This window comes from Acetobacter suratthaniensis (assembly GCF_017377745.1).
In the GTDB taxonomy this organism is placed as follows: domain Bacteria; phylum Pseudomonadota; class Alphaproteobacteria; order Acetobacterales; family Acetobacteraceae; genus Acetobacter; species Acetobacter suratthaniensis.
In genome coordinates this window covers 1-16,061 of sequence record NZ_JAFVMG010000012.1, presented here as the reverse complement: position 1 = coordinate 16,061, position 16,061 = coordinate 1, and the positions used below count along the sequence as shown (strand labels likewise).

The 16,061-nt window shown below is 50.5% G+C and carries 10 protein-coding genes; 4 read left to right on the top strand and 6 right to left on the bottom strand.

Translation table 11 applies throughout. From position 1 onward, the window contains the following. The first annotated feature begins 114 nt into the window (after window positions 1-114). Together J2D75_RS10710 and glnT are read left to right on the top strand one after the other, a co-directional pair. Window positions 115-1,122, top strand: coding sequence for an alpha/beta fold hydrolase (locus tag J2D75_RS10710; RefSeq protein ID WP_207854819.1), 1,008 nt, complete (start codon window positions 115-117; stop codon window positions 1,120-1,122). 143 nt (window positions 1,123-1,265) lie between these two features. Then, window positions 1,266-2,648, top strand: coding sequence for a type III glutamate--ammonia ligase (glnT, locus tag J2D75_RS10705; RefSeq protein WP_207854818.1), 1,383 nt, complete (start codon window positions 1,266-1,268; stop codon window positions 2,646-2,648). Between the two features lie 97 nt (window positions 2,649-2,745). On the opposite strand, the gene J2D75_RS10700 is transcribed toward glnT, so the two are convergent. The 3 genes from J2D75_RS10700 to J2D75_RS10690 all read right to left on the bottom strand — a co-directional run bounded on the left by J2D75_RS10700 (window position 2,746) and on the right by J2D75_RS10690 (window position 7,383). Continuing rightward, the gene (locus J2D75_RS10700; RefSeq protein ID WP_207854817.1) at window positions 2,746-3,381 is read right to left on the bottom strand and encodes a TetR/AcrR family transcriptional regulator; all 636 of its coding nucleotides are present in this window, start codon (window positions 3,379-3,381) and stop codon (window positions 2,746-2,748) included. Between the two features lie 246 nt (window positions 3,382-3,627). Continuing rightward, entirely contained in the window at window positions 3,628-6,000 is a 2,373-nt protein-coding gene (locus J2D75_RS10695) for a TonB-dependent siderophore receptor (protein WP_207854873.1), read from the bottom strand. Window positions 6,001-6,177: 177 nt separating this feature from the next. Further along, on the bottom strand, window positions 6,178-7,383 hold the full coding sequence (locus J2D75_RS10690; RefSeq protein WP_207854816.1) for a serine hydrolase domain-containing protein: 1,206 nt from the start codon (window positions 7,381-7,383) through the stop codon (window positions 6,178-6,180). A gap of 163 nt (window positions 7,384-7,546) precedes the next feature. Here J2D75_RS10690 and J2D75_RS10685 point away from each other — a divergent pair, with 163 nt between their 5' ends. Both J2D75_RS10685 and J2D75_RS10680 read left to right on the top strand, forming a co-directional pair. After that, complete coding sequence (locus tag J2D75_RS10685) at window positions 7,547-8,497, top strand: SGNH/GDSL hydrolase family protein (RefSeq protein WP_207854815.1); 951 nt, start codon at window positions 7,547-7,549, stop codon at window positions 8,495-8,497. A gap of 487 nt (window positions 8,498-8,984) precedes the next feature. Further along, window positions 8,985-10,307: an MFS transporter gene (locus tag J2D75_RS10680; RefSeq protein WP_207854814.1), complete on the top strand. Its 1,323-nt coding sequence runs from the start codon at window positions 8,985-8,987 to the stop codon at window positions 10,305-10,307. A gap of 68 nt (window positions 10,308-10,375) precedes the next feature. Here J2D75_RS10680 and J2D75_RS10675 read toward each other — a convergent pair whose 3' ends face one another. From J2D75_RS10675 to J2D75_RS10665, 3 genes are all read right to left on the bottom strand, one after another. Next, the gene (locus J2D75_RS10675) at window positions 10,376-12,160 is read right to left on the bottom strand and encodes a methyl-accepting chemotaxis protein (RefSeq protein ID WP_207854813.1); all 1,785 of its coding nucleotides are present in this window, start codon (window positions 12,158-12,160) and stop codon (window positions 10,376-10,378) included. A 980-nt stretch (window positions 12,161-13,140) separates the two neighbouring features. Continuing rightward, window positions 13,141-15,537 (bottom strand): protein kinase domain-containing protein, encoded by a 2,397-nt coding sequence (locus J2D75_RS10670; RefSeq protein WP_207854812.1) that lies wholly within the window; start codon window positions 15,535-15,537, stop codon window positions 13,141-13,143. Between the two features lie 114 nt (window positions 15,538-15,651). Beyond that, window positions 15,652-15,972 carry a hypothetical protein gene (locus J2D75_RS10665; RefSeq protein ID WP_207854811.1) on the bottom strand — a complete coding sequence of 107 codons (321 nt, stop codon included), beginning with the start codon at window positions 15,970-15,972 and terminating at the stop codon, window positions 15,652-15,654. Between the last annotated feature and the right edge of the window lie 89 nt (window positions 15,973-16,061).

Below are 16,061 nucleotides of genomic sequence, written 5' to 3'. Positions count from 1 at the left end.
GAGGGACGAAAAATCATTAATTAAACAATTAATAATTGACCTTTTCCCCCTGCGAAGCTGAATATCGAACGTAATCAGACAATACAGCACACAAAGCTGGGGGAACGGGAAAGAATGCAAAGCGGATATTTTTCCTGTGGCGATGTCCGGCTGGCGAGCGGGCAGATCCTGCAGGATGCACGGCTGGCCTGGCGTATGTGGGGCACACTGTCCGATACAGCCGATAACTGTATTCTGGTGCCTGCTTATTATGGTGGCAGCACTGCATCCTATGCCCCGCTGATCGGGCCGGGGAATGTGTTTGATACCGATCGCTACTGCGTGATTACGCCGGGGCTGCTGGGTGCGGGCGAATCCACATCGCCCAGCACGTATGGCGGTGGTGTTTTTCCGCTGGTGGATATGCGTGACAACGTGCGCTGCCAGCGCCGGATGCTACGCGAACAGTTCGGTATTGAAAGCCTGCCTCTGGTTGCTGGGTGGTCTTTGGGCGGTATGCAGGCGCTGTATTGGGCGGCTATGTATCCGCAGGATGTCAGGCGGGTTCTGGCAACCTGCGCCACGGCAAACTGCTGGCCACAGAACAGGGTTTTTCTGGAAGGCATGGAAAGCATCCTGACGGCGGATGCAGGCTATGCCGAGGGTACGTTTGCTGCGCCACCTGTTGCGACAGTCAAAGCCTTTGCCCGCAGTTATTGTGGCTGGGCCTATTCGCCTGATTTTTTCCGTACCCATGGGTACAGGGAGCTGGGCTACCATACGCTTGAAAGTTTCCTGCGTTATTGGGAGCAGGATCATCTGGAGCAGAATGCGGCGGATCTTCTGGCGGTGCTGCGGACATGGAAGTCTGCTTCCTTCCGGCACGGGCCGGGGGATGATGTGCTGGATCTGGCCGATATTACCGCCAAGGTGCTGCTTCTGCCTTCGGTTAATGATGCTTATTTCATTGAATCCGAAGTCAGGATGGAAGCCGCCTGGATTAGTCAGGCGGATGTCTGGCCTCTGGTTACCCGGTACGGGCATTGTGCAGGGGCGCCGGGGCGGTTTGCAGAGGCTACGGCCCCGCTGGCCCGTGCGGTCGCCAGCCTGCTGGATGGGGAATCGGACGGGGCGAAGGACTAAAAACACTTTAAAAACAGCATGTTGAAAATTTCTGCATACAGGTTGTCGTTTCTTATTGATTAAACGTTCAATTAATTGATATGCAGGAACCAGAAACGCCAGCCCGTGCCACAGCAGAGCGGCACAGCAACGGAGAGAAGATAATGACAAAGCAATGGATGGTGAATTCCAGCGGTCAGGACGTCAAAAGCCTGATGGCCGATATGTCCGAACGCGGTATCAAATACTGCATCGGTGCTTATGTCGATATTCATGGTGTGCAGAAAGGCAAGGTTGTACCTGTCGATCATCTGGCGCACATGGCGGCGGGGTCTGAACGCTACACTGGCTACGCGCTGGATGGTCTGGGCCAGAAGCCCAATGAAGACGAACTGGTTTCCATTCCCGATCTGTCCCATATCGTGCAACTGCCGTGGGAACCCGCTCTGGCATGGATCCCGGCCGACCTGTCCTTCAAAGGCAAGCCGTATCCGCTGAGCACGCGTGTCGCACTGAAAAACCAGATCGAAATCGCGCGCAGCATGGGCTTTGAGTTCAATCTCGGGATCGAATGTGAAGTTTTCCTGCTCAAGCCGCAGGCTGACGGGTCTCTGGTGCCGTCAGACTCTACGGATAATCTTGTAAAACCCTGTTATGACGTGCAGGGTTTTGTTAACAGCTTTAGCTGGCTGGACAAGGTGGCCTCCTGTATCAACGATCTGGGCTGGGATCTGTATTCCTTCGACCACGAAGATGCCAACGGCCAGTTCGAGTTCGACTTCAACTACGCCGATGCCCTGACCACCTGTGACCGGCTGACGTTCTTCCGCTTTATGGCCAAGCATTACGCCAAGGAAGAAGGGCTGATCGCCACCATGATGCCCAAGCCGTTTGCCGATAAAACCGGCAATGGTGCGCATTTCAACATGTCGCTGGCGGATGTCAAAACCGGGCAGAACCTGTTCCAGTGCAGCCCGGAGGAAGACCCCCGTGGTATCGGCCTGACCCAGCTTGGTTACTACTTCATTGGTGGTATTCTCAAGCACGGGCGCGCCCTGTGTGCGGCTTTTGCGCCTACGGTCAACAGCTACAAGCGTCTGGTACGGCGCGGGGCCATGAGCTACTTCTCATGGGCGCCGGTGTTCAACTCCTATGGTTCAAACAACCGGACAAACTCGGTGCGTGTGCCTGCGGGTGGTGGTCGCTGTGAATCCCGTAATGCCGATGGTGCGGTCAATCCGTATCTGGCGGCAGCGCTGGTGCTGGCGGCCGGGCTGGAAGGTATCCGCGAAAAGCTCGACCCCGGTGCGCCGAATGAAGATAACCTGTACGAAATTTCCGAACAGGAACGTGCGGAACGCGGGATCGAGTTCCTGCCGCAGACCCTGCAGGAAGCTGTGGCGGCGTTTGATGAAGACCCGTTTGTGGAAAGCGTTCTGGGGGCTGGCCTCAAGGCAGAATTCGTCCGCTACAAGCTGGAAGAATGGAACAGCTACCACCTGAGCATCTCACCGTGGGAAATCGAGCGTTACGCTTCGATGTTCTGAGCCGTTGTTTCAGGCTGGGCGCTGCCAGACAGCGCCCAATGCGCGGCGCGTGCCACAGGGTACGCGCCGTTTTTTTTGTTTGGCCCCTGTAAAACCTTCAGGCTTTGAGATGGCTGAGAATAATGTCCACCAGATCGTTGATGGATTGCCTGTAATCAAAATCGGGAAACATGAAGGAGCGGAACAGGCAGCCATCCAGAAAGGTGGAGATAAAGGTGGAAATCTGGCGCGGTTCCACCGTGCGGAACTCTCCGCTTTGCATGCCTGCTACGATTGCGTGGTCGAGTATTTCGAATTCTTTTTGGTAAAAGCGCTGGATGGCCTGATCCAGCCTGTCTTCGCGCTCATGGGTTGTGGCGTAGTCCAGACTGACTTTGGCCAGCTTTTGCAGCATGATGTAGTGGGTGGCGTGTATCTGTATCCAGCCCGTAATGGTATCGGTTGGGGTCTGGTTGTTCCGGCTTTCTTCTTCAAACGTTCTGAGCGCTTCCTGCGTGGCTTTTTCCACTGTCTTCAGGAATAGGTCGGACTTGTTGTTGAAGTAATAATAGATCAGGCCGGAATTGATGCCCGTTGAGCGGGATATATCCTTGATTGTAACGGATGAATAATTGTTTTTGGCGAACAGATCGAGGGATTCTGTTGTTAGCAGAGCCATGGATTCTTCGGGTGCGCGGCGTTTGCGCCGTGCTGATGTCGCGGGGGTATTCTGCCCGGTTGTCTTGCTCACCATGTCTGCCGTGTCCTGATTTGTGCGTGCCGAACATTTTATCAGATGTGGCTTTCTCCTTGAGCGCTGGCGCAAGCCACGTCAAGGTTATGGCCCCTGACAGATCAGTGTTTAGCGAAAACCAGCCTGAAGAAAAACCATGGCTACGGACTATACGGGTTGGAATGACTTCGCTCTGTATACGATCAATGGTGTGGAGGATCGGTAGCGGGGGCGAGGTAAGGGTATGGCCTTACCTCGCAGCGCTCATCAGAACTCGGCTGAAAAGGTGAAGTGGTAGATACGCGGCAGACCTGCATAAAGGCTCTCTGCTGAACCACTGGTAGCACCCGGCGAGCCGGTATAGACGGAAGCCCAATACCGTTCGTTTGTAGCATTGCTTACGCCGAAACGAACAACCCACGGGAAGTGGTGAACATGGAAAGCATAGCGTGTACCAAGGTCTAGAGTGGTGTACGAGCCGGTATGCAGCGTATTTGTCATGTCGGCAGCACGGTTGCCCATGTAATGGACATTGGCATTGAAAGCCCAGCCAGAGGCGAAGGCTCCCAGCGAAGATGGCAGGCGGTAATCAAGAAGCAGATTGGCTTGTAGCGGGGCTACACCAACGATTTCCTTGCCATTGGCCGAAACGGTTTTTGTGCCGTTTGTGCCTGGTACAGCGGCTGTCACGTTGCTGTTAAGCAATTCGGCATCCAGCCATGTCATGCCTGCCAGAACAGACAGGTTGGGCAATATCTCGCCTGAAATCTGTGCTTCCACACCGTAATTGCGTTGTGTGCCAGCATAAGCATAAAGAAGCGAACCGGAGGCCCCGGAACAGGCTTTTGTCGCGCAAATGCTCGCCGCATAAGGTGATGTCATGCGAAACCCAGCTACATTGAACTGCATTTTCCCATATCGGATTTTGTATCCTACTTCATATTCCTGAGAGTGGGCGATCGGTAGGGTCGTATAAGGATTGGCAGCAGAGGCATTGGAGCTTGGGCCAGCCTGTACCGAGTCAGCATAAGTGAAATAAATGGTCTGGTTTTCAGTCGGCTTGTACATAACGCTTGCGGTAGGGCTGAATGCCGCAGAAACAGAGCTGCTCACAAAAGCCCCCGGTATCGTGTAGTTGGCCCCTTTGGGAGCCGATGTCTTCCGGCTTTCCTGATTGATCCAGCTCCATGACAGAGTGCCCATGACTGACCAGTGCTTGTTGATTTTGATTGTATCGCCCACAATCAGAGACTGGCTAGTGATGCTGGCGGATTTGAAACGTCCGCTGAAATAGGGTTGTGACCCGACATGATCATGCGCGCCATCCAGGTATCCCCCTCCAGATGCGCCTGAGTATGTGGTCCAACTGGTCGGGTTATAATTGCCCATCATGTAGCCATTGGTGCCAATGACCAGATCATGTGTCAGTGGGCCAGTATGAACACGACCGTTCAAATAGGCCATGTTACTGCCAACTCTGAAATCGTTGGCGGTTTTCGCTGCTGATGGTGTTTCTGTATACTTCCCGTTGTTGTTTATGATCGTGTTAGAGGAAGGGAAGGAAGAGCGTATGGCATCCTGATACAGACCGCCAAGAGTAATACTCCAGTTTTTGTTGAACTGGTGTTTGATTTTGGCGAGGAAGGTATTGGTTTCCATATTGAAGCCACTCCACGGCGCACCGATGGAATTGCTGAGGTCTGGTGCCGTGGGGATTTGGGAAACCTGTGTGCTGGCATTGATACCAAAGGCTGGCGCGGTTCCGCGTTCAGCATAGGTATAATGGCTGGCGTCGAGTTCGATAACGGTTTTGTCGTCCAGATGGATGTCAAAATCCGCACTGACCATTTCACGGCGGATCCAGCTATTTTCGGTATAGGCTGTGCCATCAGCGTGGAGCATGTTCAGGCGGTAACCAAACCAGCCTTTTTTACCGATACGGCCTGAAATATCACCATTGACCGTAGGGGTGCCGATGGAATCCACCCCAACGGACAGACGTTCGGTGCGGCGGTCTGTCGGGCGTTTGAGGGTATATTCAAACACACCGGCCGGGTTCTGTGGCCCATACATGGCACCAGCCAGACCGTTTAGAACCTGCAGGTTATCGACCCATTCCGCCGGGTAAGGCGTGGTGGAGACAACATTCAGCCCGTCCAGACGCGAGTTGGCCACCACGTCAGCCTCGAACCCGCGTGACTGCGGGCGGGATGTATTCGGGTCGCCACGGATTTCAAGCTGCACGGAGGGCAGATATTGCGCCATATCGTTGATGTTGCGCAGTTGCTGGTTGACCACCACATCGTGCGGCACCCCCATGACAGAGTAGGGGGTATCGAGCGTATCCCGGTTTCCCAGTGGTCCGAGATAGACAATCTTGTTCATGTATTTGGCGCCCGTGCCATCGGCGGCATGGCGACCATGAACATTGATGGTCTCGCCATTTGAACCGTCGAGAATACCGGCAATAGGGGCTGTGGTCGGGGTGTCCGCAGAGCTGTTGTGTGTGGCTGAGGTTTTGGCGGCTGGTTGTGTGTCTTTGGCAGGCTGCGCGCTGGGTGTGGCGGCCTGTACTGTTGTTGCAAACAGAAAACTACTGATAGCGGCAGAGGCAAACAGAAGCTGGTGGCGGCTGGGCATGGACATGGTGGGTTTCGCCTCGTGCAAGGGAATGGTGCGCGTCTTCTGCCGGGAGGGGGGGTATCTGTCTATATCTTCGTGTGCATAAACCTATATACAGGCGAATATGGATGCCGAGTGGTGCAGGAATCACACAGTTGTGTGGTTTTCCTGAATGACCCACAGCATGGCGTTTTATCAGGGTGTCATTGGTGCCGCATGGGCATGGAGTGCCAGAGCCGCCGCAGTGGCAACATCGTGCCGGAGGGCAACAATGGAGTGCCCGCCACGTGGGTGTACGCGATTGCTCAGGATCAGGACAAAGCTGCGTGTATCCGGCACGCACCATAGGGATGTGCCTGTAAATCCTGTATGACCAAATGAATTTTCTGGAAAATAGTCGCCTCGTGGGGTCGAGTAATGGGTGGCAATATCCCATCCCAATCCACGCAGGTCTGTTTTGCCCGGTGGCTGCTGTGGCGTGGACATAAGGCGGAGTGTGCGCGTCTGCAACGGAAAAGGACTTGGCAGGCCCGCACGTTTGTCTAACATTGCTTGTGTGTAATGAATCATGTCCTGTGCGCAGGAAAAGAGTCCGGCATGTCCGGCAACGCCTCCCATGCGGCGGGCGGTCGGGTCATGCACAACGCCTTGCAGCATATGATCGTTTTCATCGTACTGTGTGGGCGCTATGGCGGGTGGTGCCTCCGGCTTGGGCAGGAAGGTTGTGTGGTGCAGACCCAGAGGGGTAAAAATATTGCGCTCGGCATAGGTGGCAAGAGAAAGCCCGCTCAGCCTTTCAACAATCAGCCCGAGTGCGATGTAATTGATGTCACTATAGACAAACCGCTCCCCCGGTGGGTTGGTCGGGCGCGTGTCCATGACAAGACGCACGGCCTGTGTCTGTCCGTGCCATGGGGTGTCCAGTGGCAGATCAGGAGGCAGGCCAGAATAATGGGTGAGCAGGAGCCGCAGGGTGATGTCTTGTTTGCCCTGAGCCTCAAAGCCCGGCAGGTAGCGCCAGACCGGCGTATCCAGTGCCAGCAGGCCACGCTCCTGTAACTGCATGATGGCAGGAGCCGTGACCAGCACCTTGGTAAGAGAGGCCATATCGAACCGGGTAGACCAGAGCATGGGGGCCGGGGTGGGGAGCAGCGCACTGTTGCCAAACACGCCGCGCCACATCACCTGCCCCTGACCTCCAATGGTAGCGACCGCACCGGGAACCAGCCCTGTCGTAACGGCGTTTTCAAGCAGGTGCTCAACTGCGGAAAAACGTGTGGCCGGAGGGGCCGCCTGTGCTGGCGCGTGGAGCCACCACGCACCTGTGCCGCCGAGTATCATCGCATTTCGTACAAAAGCCCTGCGCGTATGGGGCAGGGTGGGCAGGCGGGTAACGTGCATGCGAACTCCGGTGGGGTAGGCCGTTATGGGCAGAAGCCGGGCGAGGTTATCTGTACGGGTTACGAAAAAAACAGACACTGGTAAGGCTGTTGCATTCTAGCTTTGTCAGAACGGAAGCGTGCAGGGTTGTTCTGATCCAGAACATGACACGGAGCATGCGTTCATGCGTAGAGTTATTTCCCGACTGTGTATGGTTGCCGGTTTGGCTCCCCTGCTGTTGCAGGCACAGCTTAGGGCGGCGGAGGTGCCGTTTAAAGCACTGTATGTTTTTGGCGACAGCTACAGTGATAATGGGGCTGCCCGTGCTGTTTCAACCGAAGCGGTTAAGGCGAAAATGCCACAGGCCACGGTTCTGCCAGCCGAAGAGAGTGCGGGTCTGTACTGGAACGGCCGCTGGAGTAATGGCCCAACGGCAGTGGAAGATCTGGCGCATGCGCTGGGCGCCACCATGACCAATGTAGCCGTGGGGGGTGCGCGGTGCGGGAGTGGTAATTATTACACATGGCTTGATGGATGGCGTGATACCGGGCTGCGCGGGCAGGTACTGTCCTTTGTTGCACAGGGGCGCAAGCTGGATGCCAGTGCTCTGTATGTTCTGGGCGCGTCAGCGAATGATTTCTTTTTGCATACTGATATGGCCTCGCCTAAAGCGCTGGCTGATATTGCCCAGAGCTGCGCGCAGGATATGAAAGATGCAGTTCAGATATTGCATGATCATGGTGCGCGGAATTTTCTTATTCTTGGGGCCTATAATTTGGCCCGTGTGCCTGCCGTGGCACAGGAGCCGCATGCCGCGGCGCAGGCTCGCCTGTTCGAGGCGGATTATGACCGTAAAACCCGACAGGCGCTGGCTTCGGTTGCGACGGAAACCGGGGTGAATCTGATCTGGTTTCCGTGGAGTGCTGTTACAGAAACCTTGCTAGCCAATGCACAGGCTAACCATTTGACGGATACGGTGCATCCCTGCCAGCCAACCTTGCCTGCGCCCGGTAAAGCCTGTGCTACGCCAGATGCGGCATTTTGGTGGGATGAATACCACCCGACAAAACAGGCCCACGCATTGATTGCACAGCAGATGCTTGAGGTTGTTCGTAAAAACATCTCTGAGAAATAACTTGTTATAAAATAACAAAGTATTGGAAACGCTCGGCATTATTTTTCCGTGCGTTTCCATCTGTGTGCCGGGTGGATCAGCATGGTTGGGTTTGCTGATTGATACGGCAAGAGATCAATAACAATATTTTTTTGTTCTTGGGAATTTGTTTTTAGATTTAAAAAATAAAAATAACGGCATGCGATTATATTTGAAAATAATAAATAAATTTACCAGTTAATTTCTCTCGTTATTTGATTCTTATTTATAAATAAGTACTATAAAATATGGAGATATATGGTTGAAATTGTGTTTTTTATCTGTTAGCTTTGTTGTCAGACACCAAGAATCATTGTGTCAATATTTTCGTGGCGTGTGGCCTTTGCCCGCGTGTCTATCCAAATGATCCCAAGCGCTCTCGTAGGGGTCATGCACGGCGCAGCCTTTTTCCTTTTTCAGGGCCATTGATGCCCTGCAGGCTGCTGTCAGGTTTCAGGGAGATTGTGTCTTGTCAGAGACTTCCTCCGGCCCGTCGCGCGGACTGGCCGGCCTGCTTGGTATTCCTCAGCCTCTTTTCTTTGGTTTTGTTGGCCTGCTGCTCTTTATGGTGGGTGATGGCGTTGAGGCTGGCTATCTCGACACCTATATGCTGCACCATGGGCATACACAGGGTGATGTGAACCTGATGTTCACCACCTATGGTGTTACAGTCATGATTTCCGCCTGGCTGGCGGGGCCATTATCCGATCTTTATGGGCCGCGGCGCACCATGTGGGCGGGATTGCTGCTCTGGGCCGTTCTGGAAGTCGGGTTTCTTGCCTTCGGCCTCGGGCCGGATAATCTCTCCCTGACTTTGCTGTTCTATACCCTGCGTGGCTTTGCTTATCCCCTGTTTGCCTATGGGTTTTTAGTGTGGATTGCTGCGGCAACACCTGCGCGTATGCTGGGCTCGGCTGCTGGCTGGTTCTGGTTTTCGTTTTCGGCGGGGCTGCCTACGCTTGGTTCGCAGTTTGCGCGCTACACCATTCCTGCCATTGGCGAACTGGCTACGTTCTGGAGTTCTCTGGGGCTGGTGATTGCCGGTGGCCTTATCGCGCTGCTGTTTGTGCGTGAGCCTACGGGTAGCCGTCCTCTTGCGCGTGGCAATGTGGACCGCAAGGCTATCTTTTTTGGCTCGATCAGCATTATGTGGCGCGAACCAAAAACACTGGTGGCCGGGCTTATCCGTACCGTCAACACGTCCTCTGAATATGCATTTCTGGCGATCATGCCGGCATTTTTTGTGGATCAGCTTCATTATTCGCAAGGCCAGTGGCTGGACCTTCTGTCCATCATCTTCCTTGGGAATATTCTCTTCAACCTTGTCGCGGGTATGCTGGCTGATCGTCTTGGCCACCGTTTTGTGGTTGCCGTCGGTGGTTGCCTTGGTTGCTGTGTAACCATTCCGCTGTTTTACTATGTGCCGCTCTGGTATCCGGGTAACTTCACGCTGGCGGTTCTGGCAGGTTTTGTTTACGGCGGAACGGTTGCGGCTTTTGTGCCTATGTCGGGCCTTATGCCGCTGATCTGCCCTAAGGAAAAAGCGGCTGCCCTGTCCATTCTGGGCCTTGGTGCGGGGGCCAGCACATGGTTTGGCCCTGCTGTGGTGGGCGTGTGCGAGTCAACCTTCGGGTTTGGCATGGAAGGCGTGATCTGGACTTTTGTCGCGCTTTATTTCGTGTCGGCCATTCTCACGATCTGCCTGCGGATTTCGCCTGAAGCGCATCGGCATACCCAGATGATGGAGCGCCGTAACCGCGCGGTGGAAGACGCGCAGGCCTGCACGGCCTGATAGCTCTGTCTGTTTTCATCCCTCATGCGGTTTAATGCGCACGAGGGATGAAAGCTGCGCTGGATCAATCAGCGGGTAATCCGGCGGGCAGAGGCCGTATCGGACAGGTAGCGGCCGGTTTGTTCCAGATCAAACTGCTTGACCAGTTTTTCCAGTTCTCCGGCCTGCATGGCCAGCGTATGGCTTGCTGCGGCACTTTCTTCCGCGACAGCCGCATTCTGCTGCGTTGTCTGTTCCATACTGCTCACGGCGACATTCAACTGCGAGATGCTACTGGCCTGATCATGGGCCGCGCCCGCAATGTTCGAAATCAGGTCTCCAATTGTATTCACCTGTGCGACGATACGGTGCAGCACATCGCCGGTTTCCACCACGGATGAGACACCAGCCTTAACCTGCTCGCCAGAGCTGGAGATAAGGGCTGAAATCTCCTTGACGGCTTCGGCAGATTGGTGCGCCAGATTACGGACTTCTCCAGCGACAACCGCGAAACCGCGCCCGGTTTCCCCCGCACGCGCGGCTTCTACACTGGCATTGAGTGCGAGAATGTTGGTCTGGAAGGCAAGGTTATTGATCATGTCAACAATTTTTGCGATAGACTGTGAGGACTGATCAATGCGGGTCATGGCCTCTATCGCATTGTTCACCACGTCTTCTGCATGTTCGGCATCAGAGCGGGATGTTGTGACCACTGTATGGACGGTCTGGGTTTCTTCGGTTGTTTTTTGCACGCGCTGGGTAATCTGCATCAGGGCTGCGGATGTTTGCTCCAGTGTGGCAGCCTGCTGCTCTGTCCTACGGGAGAGGTTGTCGGCAGCAGTAGCCAGTTCAGCCGTAGAATTGCCAATACTGTAGGCCGAGCCGGAGACGGAAAGCAGTGCCTGCCCCAGTTGCTTGACGGACAGGTTGAAGTTCTCGCGCAGGGGCTCGAGTTCGGCTGCAAAGGTGGTCTGGATACGAACAGTCAGGTCGCCTGCTGCCACTTTTTGCAAACCATTGGCCAGACTGTCTGTGGCCAGCTTCAACTGGCGAGCGGCTTCTTCTGTCCGCTCTTGTGCGGCCTGACGTTCGGCTTCCTGCTGGCGGCGTGTCTGTTCGGCTTCCTGTTCCAGCCGGGCCTTGTCGATGGCGGCCTGTCGGAAAACCTCCACGGCGCCTGCCATGGTGCCAATTTCATCATGCCGGTTGGTGCCAGGTACGTTGATGCTGGTATTGCCACCCGCCAGCGTCCGCATGATGGTGGTTAACCGGACAACGGGGGTGGCGATGGAGCGTACCAGCCCCATGCCGACAAGCGCAGAGATCAGGGTGGTCAGGCTCCCGCCGATGGCAAGGGTCAGTCCGCCGATATGGAATGCGGCATTTGCAGCCTGTGTACGCTGTAAGACAACCGCGTCTTCCTGCTGATCCAGCCTGCCGATAATTTTGCGAATATCCGTCAGCCGGGCGGTGCTAGCGATTTCCGTGCGTGTCTGGTTCAGCAGGGCCGGATTGGACATGGCGGCAACGGTTTGCGCCATCTCGCTGTTGAAGGTTTCAATAGCCTGTTTGAGAGGTGTGAGTTCGTTCCTGACGGTTTCGGGCGGCAGGGTGGCTTCCAGTGTGGCAAGGCGTGGCGGTACGGAGGCCTTATAGCCATCAATGCGGCCAATAAACTGTTTGTTGGCGCTCGCCACATAACCGCGCATCGCGTTCTGGCTTTCAACCAGCGTATTCAGCAGATCATTGACCATGTTGATGGTCTGATGTGCCTGATCGCTTTCCAGCTTGGCATTGCGGATTTGCCCAAGTGAAGTAAACACGACAACGGAAAATAGAAAAACAGTTGCCACAACAAGAGAAAAAGAAACCACTATTTTCCCTGATATACGAATGTTCTTGAGCATTTAAATCCCGGATGCAGCGGATTAAGACCAGAACTGAAGGTATATAGGGCAGGAATCTTAAGTAAAGTGGTCAGTCCCGCCTCGGCTCGGTATTGTGCGCAGTCACTATCGCAAAGCCCTTGGGCCTGCTCTTGAGGCGAAGGGAGGAGTGCGCCTGATTTCGCTTAGCCGTGCGGTGGGCAAACATAAAGAGCGGGTATTTTTAGGAATTGGCGGAGAGAGAGGGATAAAAAAAGGCCCGAACCGCAACGTATTGATTTTACAATGGATTTTCACACAAAATATTGATTTTTCCACTGTGTTACACAGGTATGTGTCACATGCATCAAGTGTATAAGTCAACCATTTCTTGCACTTTGAACCGTTCATGCCTTAGCTCTTTGGCATCGATAGGGGGAAATCATGACTCCAAGACATATAGAGACAAGTCACCCGTCACAGAATGACGCAAAAGACCACGGTCATGATATGTGGCTTAAAGATATATCCCTTAATGACCTTATGGCTCGTTTTGACCCAGAGAATCATAAGCATGTGTTACTATTGGATGACGAACCAGTGGGAAAGGAAGCCATTTAATCGCTCCCGAAATTTTTTCTCAGATATTCCCCGGCTTAACTGAGGTCATGCACTTCCTGAAGGCGTTCCAGCAAAGCCAGAACAACAGAGACATCTTCCGCACTAACAGCAGGCTTCCCATTAGTAGCAACTAGGGCTTACCCTGCGTTTCTGTCCTATTTACTTTTCTCCAGAATAACCACTCTCCGGCTTTCATGTCTTACTTCTGGCTCTGCGTTCACAGCTTACCTCACGTCAACAGATACCTCCTTGCCCCCTATGTTTCGTATTTTCTTCTATATATTCCCGTCCTTGTTGAGCAGACATTTCATCAATATGATAAGGAGCAAGGGAAGTTATCACTTTATTAAGTTACAACCTGACTAGGTTTACGTTAAGTGAGACATAAATTTCTCTATTATTATTTTTGTTTCACTTGAAAATTTTTCAAATTCATCTTTTATATCTCTAATTTTTATTTCAGCCCTTAGAGACTTACTAAATGTTCCACCGCCAATATTATCTACTGTCCATCCATAATTAGTTAAATCTATTTTTGCTTCATTTATTAAATCACTTAACCGACCACCAAAATTTTTTCTATCTTGCCCATCATCTCTTTGCCTCAAAAATTCAAGGTGAATTAATTGACCACGAGGAATATAGCGTAAAATAAAATCAATTTGACGAGGTGTTCTTATTTTTCCAGTCATTGTTTTTTCATTCCAATCATACTCAAAACCGGAAACAATAAAAATCTGCTCCACAAGAAAATCTTGATCTACGTTACTCCAATTATTTCCTTGAACGGTCAAAATGGATTGAATATTAGACAAAACCTCTTTTAAATCTGGTCGCTTCATCATGTCACGTTGTGTCATGTGAAAAATCATTCTACTAATTCGATTTGATATTAAAGTATTTCTTATAGAGGCCGATGTTTTTGAAAGTACATATTCATACCACTTTTCTACAGAGGACCCGCCTTCAGGAGGGTTTTCTTCTGACAAAAGAAAAAACAACAACATCCCAAGCATAAATACATCAGTTTTCGCTGTGCGGGGAAGTTCTGAATTTTTATAGTTTCTTTGCTCTGGGGCATAATAACCCACTTCATCTGCCTTAATAGATTTTGTGTTCCCTGAACTAAATTTATGCCAAGACATATCAAAATTAATTAGTTTAAGTGATATCTGCTCAAAATCTTTATCATCACACCAAGTCCAGTAATTTTCAAAAATGATATTTCCAGGCTTAATATCACGATGCAACACAGAGGCTTCAGAATTATGGCATTTTAATATAGCTTCACAGATTTTCTTAAATAAAATCAGCCCATTTTGACGCATAAACTCCCTTTGAGACTGGGATAACTCCAATAAAGACGCCCCATTAATGTTTTCCATCCCCAACGATAGAGGAACATTTGTATGAAAAATGTATCTTGGAGCTACGTTTATGCCCCCTTTTGTCAAAGAATAAAGAGATTCCACCCCTCTCATAAAACTATCATACTCTACATTTTCATTAGCAGCCTGATAAGTTAATGTTTTGATTGCAATGCCATCATAATCTTTACTTGAAAACCATACATTTGCAGAGGAAGAACTATGAATTCGCGAAATTATTTTATATCCGTTTACAAAATCAAACGGATGACTTTCCGTTACCAGTGATGCAAGTGTGAGAGCACTCTCATAATCTTTCAAAAAAGATTTGAACCGAGGGCTGTTACGTCCGTATTGATTTTTAAGAAATTCAAATCTTGCATTTAACTGAGACCTACAATCCTGAAAAAAATCCATTAAATGATTAAGAAAATATGAATTATCTGGAAAATCATCCCCAGATTTTTCTTCTAATTTTGGAAGTGTCACTCCAACATCACTCGATTTATATTTATCAATATCATCTAAAATAGAGCATATCGACAAGGTATGCACAGCCTCGTCATTAATTATATCAGGTGTATAGTTTATAATTCGCACACTATTATCTTGCGTAAACCTAAATGCAACTCCATCTTTCCTATCCGTAATCCAATAATGATTTCTCAACAATTTATCATTCTTCAACTCCACAAGAAATTGTGATATGGAATCATCAATTATATTTATCCCTAAAAATATAATAGTATAATTAGAAAATAGATATCTTATGAACGCTTTATAATTCCCAGAATGAAATTTTGAAAATAAATTTTCGCGCTCATCTCCATTCATGACCCAAGTGCTTCTTTGATCATATTTCCCATGTAAATTAACAACCATGGGATAGTTTCTATCTAAATAATTCTTACTATCTAAAACATTAAATCCGTTATACTCAAAAAAATCGGCTGTATCATTATGTTTTTCATATGCTCGTGACGCAAGCCCATCAATATTTAATGTGAATATTTGATTTATGTATTTCATACGCCATAATGTTTCATACACAACAGGCACTTCTATTTGACTTAATTTTTCATGAGAAAATACCTCGTTAAGATAATCCTCATAAGCAGTATTCCAATTTTTCTCTACTAATGAAAAAAATGTCCAGAAATCACCCCTTGATAAGGCATCTTCTACATCATGAAAAATATCTAAAAAATCGCCTACTAAACTTTCTGAGGGTGTAACTTTATTCAAATACTCAAAAAGTCCTTGTGCCAATATATTCCAAATAGGAACACCCACCTCACAACTACATCCTGCTCCTGAAAAAATAATTATTCTTTTAGTATTTTCAGAATATTCTTTTTTTAAAAGTTCTAAATTTTCCTGTTCTTTTTCATATGACATGACAATACCTAAACCACCCAATTGTTGTTAGAAATATTTACTTTGAACTGATTTAAACAATTTCTTTTAAGTGATCGTATTCCAAATTTGATGTTTCTGATATGAGCCACTACATCACACTTTCGTTAAAACCATACACTTTCTGACAAGAGTGATCGCTTTCTTCTTCATTCTGTCAGGAGGTTCAATTCCCATACCCTGGAGACGTTCCAGCAAAGCCAGAACAGCAGAAGCATCCTCTGCACTGACAGCAGGTTTTCCATTGGTAGCGACCAGGGCTTTCCCCTCATTTCTATCCTGTTTGATTTTCTCCAGAATAGCCACTGTCAGCCATTCTCCGGCTTTCATGCCCTGCTTCTGGCTCTGTGTAATGACAGCTTGCCGGACATCAGCAGAAATCCCCCTGATGCCCCATGTTTTCGTAGTGTCTTCCATATGTTTCCTTCCCTGTTGAACAGACCTGTCCAACCAGTATGACAGGAACACAGGCAAGGAAGACTGGACATTGCAAAGAATGGCTCAAC